Below are 18,397 nucleotides of genomic sequence, written 5' to 3' on the forward strand. Positions count from 1 at the left end.
GTGTCCTTCTACTGATGCACGGCGAGCTGGTAGGCCGTGTATTTACGGATATTGATCACGCCGGTGTCGAAGATCAAGTATTGGCCCTTGATCCCCATCAGCGTGCCCTCGGCAATCGGGTTCTTGTCCAGATTGAAGCTGACGATCTTGGTCGGGTAGGACTCGATGGGGTAACGGATTTGCAACGGCTCGAGATCCCGGACCGGCTGGATCGCCTGCAAGCCAAAACGCGCCTGTAAGGCAAGCAGGCCCTCGGCGCAGGATTCGAACAACTGCTCGCGTACCTGCTTGAGATCCACCTCCGGCGCATCGCCCTTGAGCAAGGCGCGCCAATTGGTCTTGTCGGCCACCTGGCTGCGGAACAGGTCTTCGACGAAACCGGACTGCTGGCGGGTCGCCACGCGCACGATCGGCAAGGCCTGGCTCGCGCCCTGGTCGAGCCAGCGGGTCGGCAACTGGGTAGCACGGGTGATGCCGACCTTGATTCCCGAGGAATTGGCCAGATAGACCACATGGTCAGTCATGCAGAACCGCTCGCCCCAGGCCGGATCGCGACAGGTCCCGGCGTCGTAGTGGCAGCGCTCCGGGCTCATGATGCAGGTGTCGCATTGTGCCAGCTTGGTCATACACGGGTAGCAATAGCCCTGGCTGAAGCTGGTTTTGGTCTTGCGCCCGCAGTGAATGCAATGGATGGCGCCGAGAAACTCCAGGCGCAGCTTCTGGCCGATCAACGGATTGACCGCCACCTCGCTGTCACCCAGGCGAAAGCTGTATTGCACGGTCGCCTCGTCCAGACGGACCGCCATCTTGCTGACTGCACCACGGCCAATCTCGATCAATGGATGGCATCCGACTTGAATAGGATATTGGGCACCGGTGCCGACTTCGAGGCACACTCCTGCGGGCCCATGTAGCCAGTGCGCTGCTCTTCGGGCAGGTTCTGGGTTTCCCAGGCGATCATCGCCTGCAACGATAGCTCGCGCTGTTCGGCGGTCAACTTGCGGCCATCGGACCACTTGCCGATTTCCACCGCCAGCTTCAGGCTCTCGTAGATATCGGGGGTGATGTTTTCAATCATTTCGCTGAAAGAGGACATTAAAGTCTCCAATTTTTTCAAGACATTCGAATCAGGCGGCCAGTTTACGTCGGGACCACAGCCCGCCCAACAAACCGGTGAAACATCCGATGAGCAGTCCGCCGACATGGGCACCATTGGCGATTTCGCCGAAGCCGATCAGCGAAATCAACCCGGAGAGGCACACCAACAACCAAATCAGCATCATCGCCAGCACGCCACGCGGCAGGCGATAGATCGGGTTCGGCGACAGCACCTGATAGATCCAGCAATGGCCGAGCAGGCCATAGAGCACGCCGGACAGGCCGCCAAACAGGGTCGGGCCGCTGACGTAATATTGCGTGAAGTTCGACACCAGGCTGAACAGCAACGTCAGCCCCAGCAGATTGATACCGCCCTGACGCAGTTCGATGCGCTTGCCCAGTTCCCAGTACCACATGCCGTTCATGGCGATATGCAGGAAGCCGAAGTGGATCAGCATCGGTGTCACCAGCCGCCACCACTGCCCCGCCGCCAGGCCGTCGGCCAGGGGCGTGAATTGGATGTAGTCACCTCGCACCTGGAAATCGAGGAAGGTGAACCAGTGCAGGGTCTGCAAGTGGTCGCCGAGCAAGGTGAGCGCGGCAACGACCAGGCTCAATAGCATGATCGACGCGCTCATCGGGCTCTGGCGCACCTGCTGGATAAAGCTCGGAGGCTTGATGGGCGGCGCATCTGCTGGCACTTCCAGTTGATTGTGCGGATCACCCTCGGGAAAGCGCCGATACAGCGACAATACATCGGTGCTGATCGACTCCGGCACCCACAGCACTTGCTCACCGCCTTCTTCGTTGATCCGATGGGGGACCTGCAGACGTTGCAGCAACCGGATAAAACCGCTCAGGTCGGTGGTCAACGGCAGGCGCAGGACGGCGGACACACTCATTTCAGGACCTCAGGGCGTTCAACGTCGACCCAGACGAATTTGTTCGGGTCCAGACAGGCCTCCTGGTCCAGCCGGTAGGCCGCCAGCTTGCCGTAGAGTACTGCGCTGTAATCCAGGCAGGCCAGGTTGGGGCGAATCGGCGCCGGTTTGCCACTGCGCCAATAGTGACCGACAAACAGCATCGGCTCATCCAGGCCGTAGCGCAGCAAGGCGTTCTTTTCGGTGGAAGACAACGGCTTGCTCGCCACCCGCTCGGGCAGGGCATCGGGCTGGAACACGATATCGCCATAGGTCTGTGGGTCGTCTTCCCAGAACTTGGTGCGAAAGAAGGCTCGGCTCAGACCATCGCCACCGGTCAGGGTCAGTCCGTCCGGCAGGCGCATATCGGTACCGTGTAGCAGGCGGTTGAACACCGTACTGGCAAAACTGCCCTGCACCGCCGAGGCCTGGAGGAAATGTTCGTCGATACGCCCATCCGGATATCGCCGACGCAACGATTCGATCAAGCCGCCATCCCAACAGGCATGTACCACCCGGAAACGCCCGGCATCGAGGAATAGCGGCAGTTCGTAGAACCAGCGCAGGAAATCCTGCCAGTCACCCGGATGTTGTTCGAACTGGGTCAGGGTTTCCTGCAGCAGGCGGGCGTGGCGTGGCGTGTGTTCACGCACGAACTGCTTGGCGCTGCCCGGTGGCGTGGGCGTCATCCAACCCAACGCGTTGAATTCATGGTTGCCCATGATGCACAGCGCCTGTCCGGCCTCGACCATGTCGTGGACAATATGCAACGCCTCGCGAATACGCGGACCACGGTCGATGATATCGCCGAGGAATACCGCCATGCGCGACGGATGGCGCCAGAGGCCATCGAGCTTGTGGTAGCCGAGCATGTCCAGCAGATGTTCAAGGGTATGAGCGCAACCGTGTACATCACCGATCAGATCGTAGCCACGCGCGGGATCGAGCATCAGTCGCCTCCACCACCCAACCGGCTGCCCCAGCCGAGCTTGGTCCGACAGACTTCGTAGTAGTTGTGGCCCAACGGATGAATCAACCGCAGTTTCTGCGATTTCTTGCTGACGGTCACCGTATCGCCCGGCGCACAGGTGAAATGGTTCTGCCCGTCGCAGGAGACTTGTGGGTAGATCTGCATATCCTTGGACACGACGATTTTCAACTCGCTGTTGCCATCCACCACAATGGGGCGGCTGGACAAGGTATGGGGGTACATCGGCACAATCACAATGGCATCGAGCTTGGGATGCATGATCGGGCCGCCGGCGGACAGCGCATAGGCGGTGGAGCCGGTGGGGGTGGCGACGATCAGGCCGTCGGCCTTCTGGCTGCAGACGAACTGGCCGTCGATGTACAGCTCGAATTCGATCATTCGGGTCGACTTACCGGGGTGCAGCACTACGTCGTTCAGTGCGTCACCCTGGCCAATGGCTTCCGCATGGCGGCGTACTTCGGCTTGCAACAGGAAGCGATTTTCCACCAGGTAGTGCCCATCGAGGACCTTGGCCACTTCGACTTCCAGGTCGTCCGGACGGATATCGGTGAGAAAGCCCAGATTGCCGCGGTTGATCCCCAGCACCGGCACATTGTGCCGCGCCAGCGCACGGGCGGCGCCCAGCAGGCTACCGTCGCCGCCGACGACGATGACCATGTCGCAGACTTCACCCAGCATCTTGCGTGACGAGGTCTGCAGGCCATGGCCCGGCAGGACTTCGGCGATGGTGTCTTCGAGGATCACATGCATGTGCCGCTCAAGTAGAAAGCGCTTGAGGCGGCGAACGGTATCCAGCACCTGCGAACTGCCCAGGCGGCCAATGATGCCGATATTGCGAAATTGCTCCATGGGGCTCCTGAAAAGGTTCTGCGGCAGGCAAAGGAACGATTATGGGCGAAACCCGGCCCGAGACAAAATCCTTTCAGCCACGAACCAACCCGCTATGCTCGCAGAATGATCCTGTTCCCTGGCTTGCTCAACCTTCCCAGACAGTTGCGTCACCCCCAAGTGCGCGATTTGGCCTGGGTCATTCTCGCGCCGCCGATGCTGCTCGATACGCCGTGGCCGCAGCGCCATCCACTGGCCGGCAGCGACTGGGTCGAGGCGCCGCAACAACTGGAACACTGGCTGCGGCAACTGGATCGCGACAGCAGCGCCTTGCAGCACTGGCTGGCCCTGGCAGCCACGCGTCGGCTCGGGTTGTACTACGAACGGCTCTGGCAATTCGCGGTGCGCCAGGCACCGGGAATCGAACTGATCGGCGCCAACGTGCCGATCCGTCGCGACGGTCATACCTTGGGCGAACTCGATATGCTGCTGCGCGACCGTGACGGCGTGCATCATCTGGAACTGGCGATCAAGCTCTACCTGGGACCGCAGCAGGGCTCGGGGGAAGATCCCGCACGCTGGCTCGGCCCCGGCTGCCATGATCGGCTGGATATCAAGCTGGCCCACATGAGCCAACACCAGTTGCCGATTTCCGCCCGTGCGCAAAGTCGCGAAGTGCTGGCGGCACTGGGCATCCAGGCCTTCAGCGCGCAATTGTGGCTCGGTGGCTACCTGCTCTATCCCTGGCCCGGCACCTCGCGGCCACCGCGTGGCGCACACCCGCTGCATCTGCACGGACGCTGGTTGCACCAGCGCGACTGGGCGAACTTTCGCCTCCAGAGCCCACCAGGGCGCTGGCAGCCCCTGCCCCGTCATGCCTGGTTGGCTCCGGCGCATTACACCGAGGACCAGGCCTGGACAGAACAACGACTGGATGACTGGTGGAATCAGCTCGATCCCCAGGCTCCGGCACAACTGCTGGTGCGCCTGACAAAAAACCGCGAAGGCGACTGGGAGGAAGCCGAACGGCTGTTCCTGGTGGCCGACCTCTGGCCGAATGTACCGGGAACCATCGACCCGGTCGCGGTCAGCCCACGGACAGACGCAGCGCCAACGCCGCCAGGGTCACCAGCAGCACCGGCAGGGTCAGGACGATGCCGACCTTGAAGTAATACCCCCAACCGATGCGAATCCCCTTGCGCTCCAGCACATGCAGCCAGAGTAGCGTCGCCAGGCTGCCGATCGGCGTGATCTTCGGTCCCAGGTCGCTACCAATGACGTTGGCATAGATCATCGCGTCCTTGACCACTCCGCTGGCGTGGCTGGCATCGATGGACAAGGCGCCAATCAGCACCGTCGGCAGGTTGTTCATGATCGACGACAAAAACGCCGTCAACAGCCCGGTCCCCATGGCCGCGCCCCAAACGCCATACCTGGCGAACCCGTCCAGCCAACCGGCCAGCCAGGTAGTCAGCCCGGCGTTGCGCAGGCCATAGACCACCAGGTACATGCCCAGGGAAAAAATCACGATCTGCCAGGGTGCCTCACGCAGCACCTTGCGCGTGGAAATGCGATGACCACGGGCGGCGATGCCCAGCAGCAGAGCGGCACACACCGCCGAAATGGCACTGATGGGAATACCCAGTGGCTCAAGGGCGAAACACCCGATCAAGAGAATACCCAGCACCCACCAGCCGGCGATAAAGGTCGCCTTGTCATGGATCGCGCTGGCCGGTGTGTCCAGTTGACCGAGGTCGTATTGCGCCGGAATATCACGACGAAAAAACCACAGCAGGATGCCCAGGGTCGCCGCCACGCTGACCAGGTTCACCGGCACCATGATCGCCGCGTAGCTGTTGAAGCCAATGCCGAAATAGTCCGCCGAGACGATATTCACCAGGTTCGAAACCACCAGCGGCAGGCTTGCGGTATCGGCGATAAAGCCGGCGGCCATGACAAAAGCCAGGGTCGCCGCCTTGGAAAAACGTAGCGCCAGCAGCATGGCAATCACGATGGGCGTCAGGATCAGCGCCGCGCCATCGTTGGCGAACAGCGCCGAAATCTGTGCTCCCAGCAACACGAAGGCAGCGAACAGCTTGCACCCGCTCCCCCGCCCCCAGCGCGCCACATGCAGCGCGGCCCAGGCAAAGAAACCGGCTTCGTCGAGCAGCAGGCTGATGATGATCAGCGCGATAAAGGTGCCGGTGGCATTCCAGATGATCTGCCACACCAGCGGGATATCGCTGAGCTGGACCACACCGCTGATCAAGGCCAGAACTGCCCCCACCATCGCGCTCCAACCCACCCCCAGGCCCTTCGGTTGCCAGATCACCAGGGTGATGGTCAGCAGGAAAATCAGCACGGCAATCAACATGGGTAATGCCCTTTTTGCTCAACGGGACGGTTTTGGAAGGTCATCAGCAGCAACGTGCCGGGCGCTCGAGCATGCCTTGCAAACGTTGGATATCCGCCGTCAGCCAGGTTTCATTAGCCGCGAGCGTGCCCTGCAACAGGGCGCTGACCCAGGGCGGTAATTGCGGGTGCAGGCGATAAAACACCCACTGCCCCTGACGCCGGTCGGTCAGCAGACCGCCACTGCGTAATTGCGCCAGGTGACGAGAAATCTTCGGTTGGCTCAGTTCGAGAGCAGCCATCAGCTCGCAGACGCACAACTCGCCCTCGCGCAGCACCAGCAGCGCAATCCGGCTGCGGGTGTCGTCGGCCAGGCATTTGAAGAGCTCCACGGGAGAGATCGCAGGGGACATGGCAAAGTGCTTTAATCGATGGGAAATCGAATATACGAAATTCCATATATACAAGCAATCACTCTCCTCGGCCGAGCTACCGGGAAAAGCCTCGACGACCCTGCAAGCCGCCGGTATGGACAAACACCAGGCGTGTGCCCGGTTCGAAGCGCCCGGCCTGCACCCGCCCCTGAAGGGCCAGCAGGGCCTTGCCGGTATACAGCGGCTCCAGCGGCACGCCGCTTTGCCGTTCGCTTTCGGCGATAAACGCCAACAGTACCGGATCGACCTTGGCGAAGCCGCCTCGGCAGGCGTCGATCAGCTCATACCCGTCGTTCGTGGCGCCCGCCTCTGCGAGAATCCCGGCGATCAACGGCGCTACGCCATGATCGTCCGGCACCGCCAAGGCTGCATGCACCCATCGCTGGCCGGCTTCGGCCAGCACTAATCCGGCGGCGGTGGTGCCGGTTCCCGCCGCCAGCCACCAGCCGTGATAATCGGTCCAGCCGATCGCTGCCAGTTGCTCGCCGACCATGTCGGGCAACACCGCACAACCCTGTGCGCCCGCCAGTCCGCCGCCGCCCTCGGGCACTGCATGAAAACCCGGATAACGCGCCTGCCACGGAGCCCAAAAACCCGGCGCGTGGCGCTGACGATAGCCCTCGTAACCGAGCCAATGCAGTTCCATGCCGAAGGTGGAGAGATCGCTGACAGTTGGGGTGTCGACGGGATGACCGCGCAGCAGGCCGACCGTGGAAAAGCCCAAACGCTTGCCGGCGGCGGCCAGGGCGTGAAGGTGGTTGGAGTGGGCGCCGCCCAGACTGATCAGCCCATTGGCGCCCGTCTGATGGGCAGCCGCCAGATAATGGCTGAGCTTGAACCCTTTATTGCCGCTGATCAGCGGGTCGATCTGATCCAGGCGCAGCACCGCCACTTCGACACCGGCTTGGGCCAACCAGTCGAAATGGAGCCGTTCAAGGGAAGCGTGGGGACGCCAGTCGAATGAGGCCAGCATCAGCGCAGGTTCCATCAAGGAGGAACCGCCAGTCTATCAGCTGAGTGACCCATTCCGTGGCGGGTTGGCCTGCCCATGCTCGGTTGCGCAGCCGCCGTAACATCAACCACCGCCGCATGCCTGGCAGAAAAGTGGCAGATTTCACCGTTACAGCTCGGCGGCCAATCGCGAACCCTGATTGATTGCACGCTTGGCATCCAGCTCCGCCGCGACATCCGCGCCACCGATCAGGTGCACGTTCTGCCCGGCAGCCACCAAGCCGTCCTGCAATTCGCGCAAAGGCTCCTGGCCGGCACAGACGATCACGTTGTCCACTGGCAACAACCGCGGCTCGCCCTCGCCGATACGGATATGCAGGCCTTCATCGTCGATCTTCAGGTATTCGACGCTGTTGAGCATCTGCACACCTTTGTTCTTCAAGCCGAGACGGTGAATCCAGCCGGTGGTCTTGCCCAAACCATCACCGACCTTGGAGGCCTTGCGCTGCAACAGGAACACCTGGCGCGCCGGTGCAGTGGGCTCAGGCTTGATCCCCGCGACGCCGCCGCGTGCCTCGAGCCGGGTATCGATCCCCCACTCGCGCCAGAACGCCTGGCGATCCTGGCGGGTGGCAACACCCGAGTGTACGAGAAACTCCGACACGTCGAAACCGATCCCACCGGCACCGATCACCGCGACCCTGGCTCCGACCGGCTTGCGCTCCAGAAGCACGTCCAGATAGCTCAGTACCTTGGCATTGTCGATCCCGCGAATCGCCGGCAGCCGTGGCGCGATGCCGGTAGCGAGAATGATCTCGTCGTAACTCCCGGCCAGCAATTGTGCGACATCCACGCGGGTATCGAGACGCAGTTCGACATGGCTGGTCTGCAGTTTGCGCTTGAAGTAGCGCAGGGTTTCAAAGAACTCCGCCTTACCCGGCACCCGCTTGGCTACATTGAACTGGCCACCGATCTCACTGGCCGAATCGAACAGGGTGACCCGGTGCCCGCGCTCGGCGGCCACGGTCGCCGCCGCCAGGCCCGCCGGTCCCGCACCGACCACGGCAATCCTCTTGATCTGCGTGACCGGCAGGTAGTTGAGCTCGGTCTCATGGCAAGCCCGTGGATTGACCAGGCAGGAGGTCAGCTTGCCGCCGAAGGTGTGGTCCAGGCAGGCCTGGTTGCAGCCGATGCAGGTATTGATTTCATCCGCGCGACCTTCGGCGGCCTTGTTGACGAAATCTGGATCGGCGAGGAACGGGCGCGCCATGGACACCATGTCGGCGTCACCCTCGGCAAGGATCTGCTCGGCGACTTGCGGGGTATTGATACGGTTGGTGGTAATCAGCGGGATCGACACCGCGCCACGCAACTTGGCCGTGACCTTGCTGAAAGCCGCACGCGGGACCTTGGTGGCGATGGTCGGGATCCGCGCTTCGTGCCAGCCAATCCCGGTATTGATGAGGGTCGCACCGGCCCGTTCGATAGCCTTGGCCAACTGCACCACCTCTTCCCAGGTGCTGCCGCCTTCCACCAGGTCGAGCATCGACAGACGGAAGATGATGATGAAATTCGGCCCGACCGCCTCACGCACCCGCCGCACGATTTCCACCGGCAGGCGCATGCGGTTCTCGTAGCTGCCGCCCCAGCGGTCGGTACGCTGGTTGGTGTGGGCCACGAGGAACTGGTTGATGAAGTAGCCTTCCGACCCCATGATCTCGACGCCGTCGTACTCCGCGTACTGGGCCAGGGTCGAGCAGGTGACAAAATCGGCGATCTGTTTCTCGATCCCCTCCTCGTCCAGCGCCCTGGGCTTGAACGGGTTGATCGGTGCCTGGATCGCACTGGGCGCCACTTGTTTCGGGCTGTAGGCATAACGCCCGGCATGGAGGATCTGCATGCAGATTTTACCGCCCGCCGCCTGTACCGCACGGGTCACGATACGGTGCCGGTCCGCTTCCTCGCGAGTGGTCAACCTGGCGGCACCGGAGTACACCCCGCCTTCGTCGTTCGGCGCAATGCCGCCGGTCACCATCAGGCCAACACCGCCCCGGGCACGCTCGGCGAAATAGGCCGCCATGCGCTCGAAACCGCCGGGCTGTTCCTCCAGCCCGGTATGCATCGAGCCCATCAGGGTACGGTTGCGCAGCGTCGTGAAGCCCAGGTCGAGCGGAGCCAGCAGATGCGGATACGAGATGGCGGTCATGGTCACTCCAGGACAGGTATATGACTGGCACGGTAAAGAGCCGCCACCACCGACTCAATGGCTGAAACTGACAACTTATTGATCCAAATGCGCAGTGCCTCTTGGCAAGCCCGGTTATGCGCCCTACCCTAGTGGCCTGTGTGGTTAGTCCTGTTAGTCAATGGCCGTTGGTTCATGCGCAAATTTCTTGTCGCCAGCTTTCTCATCGCCCTGATCGCCGCGCTTACGCTCTACGGCGTCTGGACCCAGCAGCGCACGACCGGTCACTACCTGTCGGACCTGCGAATCAAACTCGCGGTGAACCTGGGGGTTCCCGGCGAGCATGGCAACCTGCTCGGCATCCAACCGGAGCTCTTCCCCAGCGACTACCAGAGCCTGCCACGCCTGCACCGCAAGCTGGCGGCCTACCTGCAACAAGCGCGCAACCAGGGTCTGCTCAGTGCCAGAACAGTGGTGGTGCTGCCCGAACATGTCGGCACCTGGCTGGTGCTGCGCGGTGAAAAGGACGACCTCTACCAAGCTATCAACCGACAGGAGGCGATGAACTGGCTGATGGTCAGCAATCCGCTGAAATTCACCGGCGCGGTCTTCAAGGCCAAGGGCCGCAGCCGTCTGGACGACGCCCGGCTGCGTATGAAAGCGCGGACCATGGCCAGCGACTACCAGGCGGTCTTCGGCGGCTTGGCGAAAGAGTTCGGCATCACTCTGGTGGCGGGCTCGATCCTGCTGCCGACACCGAGCATCGAACAGGGCATGCTTAAAGTCGGTCGTGGCTCGCTGTACAACGCCAGCCTGACCTTCGGTGCCGACGGTCGCCCCCTGGGCCAGCCGCAACGCCAGTTGTACCCGACCTTCGAGCAACGTGGCTATGTGCTAGGCGCCTCCGACCAGCCGCTGAATGTCGTCGATACCCCAGCCGGCCGCCTGGGCATCCTGATCGGCAGCGATAGCTGGTATCCGAGCGCCTACCGCCAACTCGACGCCCTGGGGGTGAAGCTGATCGCCGTACCGGCCTTTGTCGCTGGCAAGGGCAGTTGGGATAGCCCCTGGCGTGGCTTCAAAAGTGCGGTCACGCCGTCAGCAGTCAGCCTACGCCCCGGCGAGCTCAGCGAAGGCGATGCCTGGCACCGCCTGACCCTGATCGGTCGTGCGCCGAACAGCCAGTCCATCGCCGGGATCAGTGTGTTCCTGCGCGGCCAGCTCTGGGACCAGCATAGCTCGGGGCAGAGCTTCATCAGCTACAACGGACAAACCTTCACCCAGGACAACGCCAGCGGGCGTGGTGCCCGCCTGTTGAACCTGTGGTTGCCATGAAGCCGTCACCGATGCGCCTCGGCGACCTCTCTGTCAGCTTCGTCCACAGCCTGGCCGACGCGGTGCGCGAACTGGGCGAAGATCCCCAGGAACTGCTGGACCAGTACGAGCTGGATCCGGCGCGCTTGGCTCAACCTGGGGCACGCTTGTCGATTGCACGTTATATGCGCCTGGGCCAGGCGGCGATCCAGCTCACTGGCAATCCGGCGCTCGGCTTGCACATGGGCCGGCTCAGCCGCCTGAGCCACGCCGGACTGGCCGGCATCACCGCCGCTCAGGCCCCGACCGTGCGCGAAGCCGCAAGAGTCCTGACTCGCTTCGAAGCACTCTACGCCTCCAACTACCGCGGCCAATCGAGCTTCCATGAAGACGCTGGCGGCGCCTGGCTGCGTTTCTATTCCATCAGCCCGTACAACGCCTACAACCGTTTCGTGGTCGATTCGATCATTGCCGGCTGGCTCAAGCAATTATCGAGCGTCGCCGAGCAATCCCTGCGGTGCATACGGATCGATATCGAGTTCAGCGAGCCGGATTACGCCGCCGACTATCGGCTGCTCGGCGACAGCCCGGTGCATTTCGGCGCCGAGACCAATCAATTGCGCCTGGATCACGCCAGTCTCGGTTTACACAACCCGCAACACTGCCCGAGTACCTGGCATCACCTGCTGCAACTGTGTGAACGGGAACTGGAACAACTGACCCGCACTCGCAGCCTGCGTGAACGCATCACTCAGTTGCTGGGGCCTTTGCTCAACGGTGGCCGGGAGCCGGACCTGGAAGAAGTGGCGGCACACCTGAAACTGCCGACCTGGACCTTGCGTCGCAAGCTTGCCGAGGAAGGCACGCAATTTCGCGCGATTCTCAACGACACTCGCCGCGATCTGGCGATGACCTATATTCGGGATACCGAGCTGGCGTTTGGCGAAATCGCCTACCTGCTCGGTTTTGCTTCAGCCGAAGCCTTTCAACGAGCCTTCAAACGCTGGAACGGTCAGACTCCGGGCGAATTTCGCCGCAGTCAACGACATTCCGCTTGAGCAAAAAAAACGCCACCGTTTACAGCTCGGTAGCGTCATCAGCCGGTTCGACGGGATCCAGCTCGAAAGCGTGGAACTCCAGCAATTCTTCCTGATAATCGTCCATTGTGAAACTCCTTTTACTCGTGGATAAAAAGCGCCTGTGTAACTGACCTGCAGGGCCAGCATACGTTGCCCGTGTTAAAGAAAAATGAAACGCCCTGTCACCAGACGTTCTCCCGCGTAGAAAAACTAACAGATGAGTCAGGTTTTTTTCCAGTCATTTTTTATTCACACGAAATATGATCGCGTAGACAATCAATTGCTCGATTGCTGCAGGGTGGAGAAGCCGATTCGGGCGAGCCTGATGGGGCCACACTCCCCCCACAAGTCAGGCAGGCTGCGCGGAGCGCTTTATTGAGCCGGCGTGGCCGGCTCGGTGCTGGCAGGGGTCGGCTCCGCCGGTTTTTCCACCGTTGCCGATTCGTCCGGAGTCGTCGCAGGCGCTTGCGGCAACAGTTTCACCGGTTCAGCAATAGCCGGAGCGCTAAGAGCGGGAGCGACCGGCGTCGGCTCAACATGGCTCGGCTCGGCAGCTTTGGCCGACTCCGCCGGTGGCGGCACAGAGGCCTCGGGTTTGATCGCCGCCGGAGCGACTTCGGGCACGCCAAGGTCAGCCTTGGGTTTTTCGTCGGTGTGTTTTTCCTTCTTCACTTCAGGCGGCAGAAACAACTCCACCAAGGTAAAGAAGCGGTCATAGAACTTGGCCGAGGACACTGTTTCACTCGCTACCTTGACCATCGAATCATCGGTCGAGCCGATCGGCATCGACACCGAACCCAACACACCCACCCCGAGGCTCGCGGAGTTGTTGACCTTCTTCAGCGCATAACGGTCCTGCAAGGCATTGGCGAACATCGTCGAGTGATGATCGACGCCGCCGTCGGCCGCACACACGACACTGAAGCTGATCTGCAGGTGGGTATCGCCGGTCTGCTGGAAGCTTTTGTTGCCGGCAATCAGCTTCGGATCGCTGCTGGTGATGATATAGCCCTGACTGAGCAAGGCACGGCGGGCCGCCTCGCAAGACGCCGTATCGGTCACCGGATAGTTGCGCGAGAAGGTTCCGGAGTCGTCGAAGTTTTCGTGTTCATAAACGGCGGTCTTCGGCGAGGAGCAGCCCGCGGCGGCCGCCAGCACCAGTGCCAGCACCACGACACGCGAGTGGGTTGATATCGACATTGATAATCCTGAGTAAAACGGTCCGGGGCGTATTGTGCATCAGATCGCCAAGCCAGCGCGCACGCTTTAGTGCCTTAACTAATTTACGGCAGCGATTTTTCAGGAAAAAGACCTGCGCTGGGGTAGTCGATCAGTGCCCGTGTTTTGCACGGGCATGACGACTGGACGACCAGCGCCTCAAGAAGTTCCACAGCGCCGCACATCGTCCTTCGGCGACAGCGCTTTTTTACCGGTAAATTGGCTGGATGGTTTAAAGCGCACTGATCGCCAAGACCTGGTGCGCCCCGTGTTGTCTCAGTCGTCCTGTAGATTGCCCCTGAGCGTGGTGCTGCGGTAACGATCACGCAACCTGCCACGGCGCTGCAGCTCAGGGCTTACCAGGTCGGCAAACTCCTCGAAGCATCCCGGCGTATAGGTGGCGGCAAGCATGAAACCGTCGGCGCCGCCGTCGTCCATGTAATGCTCGATTTGATCGGCAATGTCGGCGGCGGTGCCGACCGCAACGGGCATACCCATGCCCATGGCATAGATCAGCGCCGCCTCACGCACAGTGACCGGCGCGCCGCCCTTGGCATAGATGATCGATTCGAACAAACCCTGGATACCGGGAATGGCAATGTCTTGCACGATGTCATCCAGGGAGTATTTGCTGAAGTCCGGCCCGAAGTGTCCGGATATCCAGGCCAACGCACCCTCCAGGGGAATATTGGCTTTGAGTTGCTCATACTTTTCCTGGGCTTCGCTGCGGCTCCTGCCAACCACCGTTTGCAGCCCGTAAATCAACTTGACGCTACCGGCCGCGCGGGCGAACTTGCCTTCGCGTTCGCGGATATCATCGTGGTACTGGCGCATGCGCTGGACACTCGGATGCACCGCGAAGATCGCCTCGGCATGTTCGGCGGCAAAATCACGCCCGCGATCCGAAGAGCCGGCCTGCCACAACACTGGCCGACCTTGCGGCGAAGGACTGACAAAGGGTCGCGCATTGGAACGGAAATAACGTCCCTGGTGAGACACCTGCCGGATTTTCGCAGGGTCGGCGTACACCCCGCTGGCCTTGTCGGCGATGATCGCCCCAGGCTCCCAGGCGTCCCAATACTTGTAGCAAAGCTCCAGGTATTCCTGCATTTTTTCGTAGCGGTCTTCACGCTGGCTCATGTCTGCGCCATAGGCGTCCCATTCACTTTTTGAATACGAACTGACGACGTTCCACGCCACTCGCCCGCCAGACAAGTGATCCAGGCTGGACAGCCGCCGGACCAGCGAATAGGGATGTTCGAACGCAGTGGAAAGCGTCACGCCGATACCCAGGTGGCGTGTCGCGCGCGCCATGATCGGCACCAGCGTGGAGGGTTCATGGGTGGGAAATTGCACCGCATATTTTACCGTGGCATCCGAGCTGCCCTGGTAGTTGTTGTACGGCGCCAGTTCGTCGGCAATGAACACCCCGGTAAAAAAACCGCGCTCCATGGTGCGGGCCATGTGTTCCCAATACGGCGGCGTGCGCCAATCCCAGTTGACCTTGTCTTGGTCATGCCGCCACATTCCCATGGCATGGCTATTCATCCCATGCTGGATAAATCCCAACAAGTGAGCTTTACGTTTTGCATTGGACATTGTTAAACCCTATTGGATTGATTGACGCTCGTGCTGAGCTATCGGAGGAATGACCTGGTGGCCGAAATCGAGAGGCTCATCGTTGTCGTACAGCCAGCCAATCAGCAGCCTGTTGGTCCAGATCCTCCGAGCGTTGCTCGATGATGAAGGCGCTGATCACGCCCACTGCGGCACCAAGCCCGGCGAACGGCACCAAGTACCAGAACAACGGTGCGACAGACAGCAGGTAGATCAGCAAGACCGAACCGATAATACTGTTGAGCACCTTGAAGTTGATGCGCGTATAGGAGGCCCAGTCGTAGGACTCATCGGCGACGGCATGGATCTCCCGGGAGGCGCGCTTAATACCGTCATAGACGCAATACAGATACACCACCGAGATCAGTACGGCGAGCAACGTGGCAACGATGGCAAAGAGCATGCGGATGGACTCCGTAAGGTTTAAGAGGCACTGCTGATGCGCAGATCTACGTGGTTATGGGCTTCCAGTTGCCGTGCATATGCCTGGAAATCGAAGTGACGATTGCTGAGTAATCCGAGGGTGATCGGTACGATGGCGCTGACACCGGTAATGATCAGGATGCCTGCCAGCTCACCGTAGAAGTAACGCACGCTCATGCCGATGACCACGGCCAGAATGATCCCCCAACTGAAGCCCGAGGCTGTGGTGCGCCGCCAGGTGATTGCCAGCAGCAGCGGCACCAGAATCGAGGCGTTGAGCGACTGGGCGAGCAACACCAGGCTGACGAAGTCCCAGCCGGACATGACGATGGCACCGGCGACGATGCCGAACAGCACAATGCTCAATTTGGTCAGGGTAAACAGCGCCTTGCCGCCTAGCCGTGGAAACAGCGGCATGAGTACATTGACCGATACCAGGGAGGAAATCGCCGAAAAGGCTCCGTCAATGCTTGAGTAGCTGCAGTTAAGCACCACGAATACATACAGCGCGACGATCACCACCGGTAAGCCGATATGAGAAATGATGTATGGCCCGATGGAGGCGGAGTCGCCGCCGATGTCTGCCAGGTTGACTCCATAGCCCAGGCCGATCAGGCCGAGTATGCCGGCAATGATCGGGATCGGATAAAACAGCGCTCCCCCCCAGATGAAAGTACGCGACAGATGTCGGGGTTTTACCGCCCAGGCTTTCTGCCAGAAACTCTGGTCCGAGACCGATGCGCCCAGCAATCCCAGCGCCAGGGTAAGACCGAAGGCAGCGGCGGCGTCGTAACTGAAGATGCTCAGGTACTCGGGATTTTTTTTGGCCAGCGAATCGAAGACCCATTCCGGGCCACCGATCTTCGCCAGGGCGAACAGCACGATGACCGCTAACGGTACCAGGATCAGCAACGTGTTGATGGTGCCGGTGATGGTCGAGGTCCACAGCCCACCGAGGTAGGAGTAGACCGTCACGATCACCAACACCACGGCGAGCACCACGGCGGGTTTAAGGTCGAACACGGCGCTGGTAACCAGTACCGTACCCTTCAGGTTGATCAGGATCGAAAACAGCAGCGCCAGCAACATGATGACCGTGGCGATGGCTGCGGCGAAGCGGGACGACAACCGGCTGCGAATGTAATCCGGAATGGTGTAGCCATTGGGCACCACTTTGCGCAGGCGCAAGGCCAGCGGCGCCAGCAGGATAATCGCCACACCGTTGGGAAGGGTGAACCACAGCAACCCGGAGAGCCCCCAGGTATAAGCCGATGCGGCTGACATCACGATGGCCATCGACCATGTCCACACCGCAATCACTGCACCGACACTAAAACCTAGCCCTACCTTGCGGTTGGCGATGATGTAGTCCTTGGTATTTCGCACTAGTTTTAGCCGGACAGTGATGGCGATCAGCGTCAGGAAAACTCCCAGTCCAACAATAAGGGACCAGCCGAGGGTAGGTGGAAAATATTGGGTGGGCTGAAGCATGACATCCTCGCTGATATCCGAACCAAGTTCCGTCTGTGGAACGTTGGCCCGCGAGTATGCTCAGCAGGATTTGTCTTTCAAAGTAACAATTAATACTACCCTTATATTATTTTCCGCAGCGTTTCCACGGCGTCTTTTTCGTATCGAACCTGAACACACCGCCCTATCGCTGGGAGCAGCCGACGGGCGAGCGCCGACCTCCAAGTGCCCGATCAGCCCAACTTTCGCAGAATAGAACCATCGTTTCGCTTTCGCACTTTCCAGCCAGGCATCAAAGCGGCTGCATCTGAACGAAGGGTCTGCGGACCGACCATTGCCTTCGTGCCCGACAACGAGCAGCATCGACGCCACCCTGAACTATCGTTCACCCAGGACATTCGCGTGCCGGCAGCCGCATCGATTTGACAGGGGAGCCGGTGTCCATCTTGTTGGGCGAGTCCCGTGTGCAGATCAGCCGCATTCAGAACGGAAAATAATAATGACACTGAATCAACTGAAAGCTTTTTATTGGGCCGCGAAACTGGGGACCTTCGCTATCGCCGCGGATCGATTGCATGTCACTCAGTCATCCCTTTCCAAGCGCATTGCCGAGCTGGAAACGGATATAGGTCAACAGTTGTTCGACCGGTCCGGCAAACGGGCCGTACTTACCGGCGTCGGTTCGCTGCTGCTGGAGAAGGCCAGACGCATGATCGAGCTGGAAGAAGAGGTACGTTCAAGCCTGACCCAAGACATCATTCCAACGGGGCTATGCCGCTTTGGCCTCAGCGAGTTCTCGGCCACCACCTGGTTTCCCAGTTTCGTCCAGCGCTTAGGCGAGGAATATCCCACGCTGACGATTGGTCCCATAGTGGGTTTGAGTCGCCTGCTGGAAAGACTGGTCGAGCGCGGAGAGCTGGATCTTGCGGTCATTGCGGGAACGTCCGCTAACCATGCCATTGCCTCGAAAAGCGTGGCTGAGGTGAGTTTCTCCTGGATGTCCTCACCCTCGCGACTCGCCGCCGGAACCATTCTCAACGCAAAGCATTTGCAGGAACATCCGGTGATTTCCTCCACCTCGGAGTCGGGCCTTTCCTTCGCGTTCGAGAGCTGGCTGGCGGCGTACAATATCAAGATTGGCCAGACCATTCCCTGTAACAGCCTGACCGCCATTACCGGTCTTACCGTGGCGGGCATCGGCGTGAGCTTTTTGCCCACGCATTACGTGCAGCCCTTGATCAACAAGGACCTGTTGGTGGCCTTGCGCAGCGACCCTCCCCTGCCCGTGCTCAAATACAGCCTGATCTGGCGCCGCGATGACAACCGCAGACTGATCCAGGTAGCGAGAGATCTACTTGAACAGGAAATCAATTTCTCTCGCCCCAATACGCTGTGGGGCGCTTGATATACCGATTCGGCGGATGAGGCTGACATTCCTTTTTCGCCTATGAGCCGATGAATAAATATCGTTTTTCACACAGTAAGGGTCTCTCCAAACTCCCCTCCATAACAACGAC

Annotated in this window: 17 protein-coding genes; 4 read left to right on the forward strand and 13 right to left on the reverse strand. The window is 60.6% G+C overall.

From position 1 onward, the window contains the following. Nucleotides 1–8 precede the first annotated feature (8 nt). The 5 genes from AWM79_RS20600 to AWM79_RS20620 are packed head-to-tail and all read right to left on the reverse strand — an operon-like array spanning nt 9 to nt 3,858. Nucleotides 9–839: a DUF2797 domain-containing protein gene (locus tag AWM79_RS20600; protein ID WP_017133592.1), complete on the reverse strand. Its 831-nt coding sequence runs from the start codon at nt 837–839 to the stop codon at nt 9–11. Then, nucleotides 836–1,096, reverse strand: a complete 261-nt coding sequence (locus tag AWM79_RS20605) for a YeaC family protein (RefSeq protein WP_017133593.1) — start codon at nt 1,094–1,096, stop codon at nt 836–838. Before AWM79_RS20605 ends, AWM79_RS20600 begins: the two co-directional genes overlap by 4 nt. 31 nt (nt 1,097–1,127) lie before the next feature. Continuing rightward, nucleotides 1,128–2,000 carry a rhomboid family intramembrane serine protease gene (locus AWM79_RS20610; protein ID WP_017133594.1) on the reverse strand — a complete coding sequence of 291 codons (873 nt, stop codon included), beginning with the start codon at nt 1,998–2,000 and terminating at the stop codon, nt 1,128–1,130. Continuing rightward, nucleotides 1,997–2,968 (reverse strand): metallophosphoesterase, encoded by a 972-nt coding sequence (locus AWM79_RS20615; protein WP_017133595.1) that lies wholly within the window; start codon nt 2,966–2,968, stop codon nt 1,997–1,999. The genes AWM79_RS20610 and AWM79_RS20615 overlap by 4 nt, the downstream gene beginning before the upstream one ends. Further along, a complete protein-coding gene (locus tag AWM79_RS20620) occupies nt 2,968–3,858 on the reverse strand; it encodes an NAD(+) kinase (RefSeq protein WP_017133596.1) in 891 nt (296 codons plus the stop codon). The genes AWM79_RS20615 and AWM79_RS20620 overlap by 1 nt, the downstream gene beginning before the upstream one ends. Here AWM79_RS20620 and AWM79_RS20625 point away from each other — a divergent pair. Next, on the forward strand, nt 3,850–5,004 hold the full coding sequence (locus AWM79_RS20625; protein WP_425262045.1) for a DUF1853 family protein: 1,155 nt from the start codon (nt 3,850–3,852) through the stop codon (nt 5,002–5,004). The genes AWM79_RS20620 and AWM79_RS20625 overlap by 9 nt on opposite strands. On the opposite strand, the gene AWM79_RS20630 is transcribed toward AWM79_RS20625, so the two are convergent. The 4 genes from AWM79_RS20630 to AWM79_RS20645 all read right to left on the reverse strand — a co-directional run bounded on the left by AWM79_RS20630 (nt 4,925) and on the right by AWM79_RS20645 (nt 9,780). After that, nucleotides 4,925–6,211: an arsenic transporter gene (locus tag AWM79_RS20630; protein ID WP_060783667.1), complete on the reverse strand. Its 1,287-nt coding sequence runs from the start codon at nt 6,209–6,211 to the stop codon at nt 4,925–4,927. The genes AWM79_RS20625 and AWM79_RS20630 overlap by 80 nt on opposite strands. A 43-nt stretch (nt 6,212–6,254) precedes the next feature. Beyond that, nucleotides 6,255–6,602, reverse strand: coding sequence for a metalloregulator ArsR/SmtB family transcription factor (locus tag AWM79_RS20635; protein WP_017133599.1), 348 nt, complete (start codon nt 6,600–6,602; stop codon nt 6,255–6,257). Nucleotides 6,603–6,678: 76 nt separating this feature from the next. Beyond that, nucleotides 6,679–7,596, reverse strand: coding sequence for a 1-aminocyclopropane-1-carboxylate deaminase/D-cysteine desulfhydrase (locus tag AWM79_RS20640; RefSeq protein WP_017133600.1), 918 nt, complete (start codon nt 7,594–7,596; stop codon nt 6,679–6,681). Nucleotides 7,597–7,743: 147 nt separating this feature from the next. Then, nucleotides 7,744–9,780, reverse strand: coding sequence for an NADPH-dependent 2,4-dienoyl-CoA reductase (locus AWM79_RS20645; RefSeq protein WP_060783668.1), 2,037 nt, complete (start codon nt 9,778–9,780; stop codon nt 7,744–7,746). Between the two features lie 174 nt (nt 9,781–9,954). Here AWM79_RS20645 and AWM79_RS20650 point away from each other — a divergent pair, with 174 nt between their 5' ends. Beyond that, a complete protein-coding gene (locus tag AWM79_RS20650) occupies nt 9,955–11,094 on the forward strand; it encodes a carbon-nitrogen hydrolase family protein (RefSeq protein WP_017133601.1) in 1,140 nt (379 codons plus the stop codon). Then, nucleotides 11,091–12,131: an AraC family transcriptional regulator gene (locus AWM79_RS20655; RefSeq protein WP_026013362.1), complete on the forward strand. Its 1,041-nt coding sequence runs from the start codon at nt 11,091–11,093 to the stop codon at nt 12,129–12,131. Before AWM79_RS20650 ends, AWM79_RS20655 begins: the two co-directional genes overlap by 4 nt. A 393-nt stretch (nt 12,132–12,524) precedes the next feature. Here AWM79_RS20655 and AWM79_RS20660 read toward each other — a convergent pair whose 3' ends face one another. The 4 genes from AWM79_RS20660 to AWM79_RS20675 all read right to left on the reverse strand — a co-directional run bounded on the left by AWM79_RS20660 (nt 12,525) and on the right by AWM79_RS20675 (nt 16,901). Further along, on the reverse strand, nt 12,525–13,352 hold the full coding sequence (locus AWM79_RS20660; protein WP_017133604.1) for a DUF2242 domain-containing protein: 828 nt from the start codon (nt 13,350–13,352) through the stop codon (nt 12,525–12,527). 294 nt (nt 13,353–13,646) lie between these two features. Beyond that, nucleotides 13,647–14,969, reverse strand: coding sequence for an NtaA/DmoA family FMN-dependent monooxygenase (locus AWM79_RS20665; RefSeq protein ID WP_060783669.1), 1,323 nt, complete (start codon nt 14,967–14,969; stop codon nt 13,647–13,649). Between the two features lie 76 nt (nt 14,970–15,045). Beyond that, entirely contained in the window at nt 15,046–15,390 is a 345-nt protein-coding gene (locus tag AWM79_RS20670; RefSeq protein WP_060783670.1) for a hypothetical protein, read from the reverse strand. Nucleotides 15,391–15,410: 20 nt separating this feature from the next. Next, entirely contained in the window at nt 15,411–16,901 is a 1,491-nt protein-coding gene (locus AWM79_RS20675) for a sodium:solute symporter family transporter (protein ID WP_051000687.1), read from the reverse strand. A gap of 478 nt (nt 16,902–17,379) precedes the next feature. On the opposite strand from AWM79_RS20675, the gene AWM79_RS20680 reads away from it, so the two are divergent. Further along, nucleotides 17,380–18,285: a LysR family transcriptional regulator gene (locus AWM79_RS20680; protein ID WP_060783671.1), complete on the forward strand. Its 906-nt coding sequence runs from the start codon at nt 17,380–17,382 to the stop codon at nt 18,283–18,285. Nucleotides 18,286–18,397 lie beyond the last annotated feature (112 nt).

It is taken from the genome of Pseudomonas agarici (assembly GCF_001543125.1).
Classification (GTDB): domain Bacteria; phylum Pseudomonadota; class Gammaproteobacteria; order Pseudomonadales; family Pseudomonadaceae; genus Aquipseudomonas; species Aquipseudomonas agarici.

Bases quoted from the DNA above. Each gene is read 5' to 3' on its own strand.
- AWM79_RS20665 (WP_060783669.1), bottom strand. From the start codon at position 14,969: ATGTCCAATGCAAAACGTAAAGCTCACTTGTTGGGATTTATCCAGCAT.
- AWM79_RS20655 (WP_026013362.1), top strand. From the start codon at position 11,091: ATGAAGCCGTCACCGATGCGCCTCGGCGACCTCTCTGTCAGCTTCGTC.
- AWM79_RS20620 (WP_017133596.1), bottom strand. From the start codon at position 3,858: ATGGAGCAATTTCGCAATATCGGCATCATTGGCCGCCTGGGCAGTTCG.
- AWM79_RS20605 (WP_017133593.1), bottom strand. From the start codon at position 1,096: ATGTCCTCTTTCAGCGAAATGATTGAAAACATCACCCCCGATATCTAC.
- AWM79_RS20610 (WP_017133594.1), bottom strand. From the start codon at position 2,000: ATGAGTGTGTCCGCCGTCCTGCGCCTGCCGTTGACCACCGACCTGAGC.
- AWM79_RS20615 (WP_017133595.1), bottom strand. From the start codon at position 2,968: ATGCTCGATCCCGCGCGTGGCTACGATCTGATCGGTGATGTACACGGT.
- AWM79_RS20660 (WP_017133604.1), bottom strand. From the start codon at position 13,352: ATGTCGATATCAACCCACTCGCGTGTCGTGGTGCTGGCACTGGTGCTG.
- AWM79_RS20650 (WP_017133601.1), top strand. From the start codon at position 9,955: ATGCGCAAATTTCTTGTCGCCAGCTTTCTCATCGCCCTGATCGCCGCG.
- AWM79_RS20630 (WP_060783667.1), bottom strand. From the start codon at position 6,211: ATGTTGATTGCCGTGCTGATTTTCCTGCTGACCATCACCCTGGTGATC.
- AWM79_RS20640 (WP_017133600.1), bottom strand. From the start codon at position 7,596: ATGCTGGCCTCATTCGACTGGCGTCCCCACGCTTCCCTTGAACGGCTC.
- AWM79_RS20635 (WP_017133599.1), bottom strand. From the start codon at position 6,602: ATGTCCCCTGCGATCTCTCCCGTGGAGCTCTTCAAATGCCTGGCCGAC.
- AWM79_RS20675 (WP_051000687.1), bottom strand. From the start codon at position 16,901: ATGCTTCAGCCCACCCAATATTTTCCACCTACCCTCGGCTGGTCCCTT.
- AWM79_RS20670 (WP_060783670.1), bottom strand. From the start codon at position 15,390: ATGCTCTTTGCCATCGTTGCCACGTTGCTCGCCGTACTGATCTCGGTG.
- AWM79_RS20645 (WP_060783668.1), bottom strand. From the start codon at position 9,780: ATGACCGCCATCTCGTATCCGCATCTGCTGGCTCCGCTCGACCTGGGC.
- AWM79_RS20680 (WP_060783671.1), top strand. From the start codon at position 17,380: ATGACACTGAATCAACTGAAAGCTTTTTATTGGGCCGCGAAACTGGGG.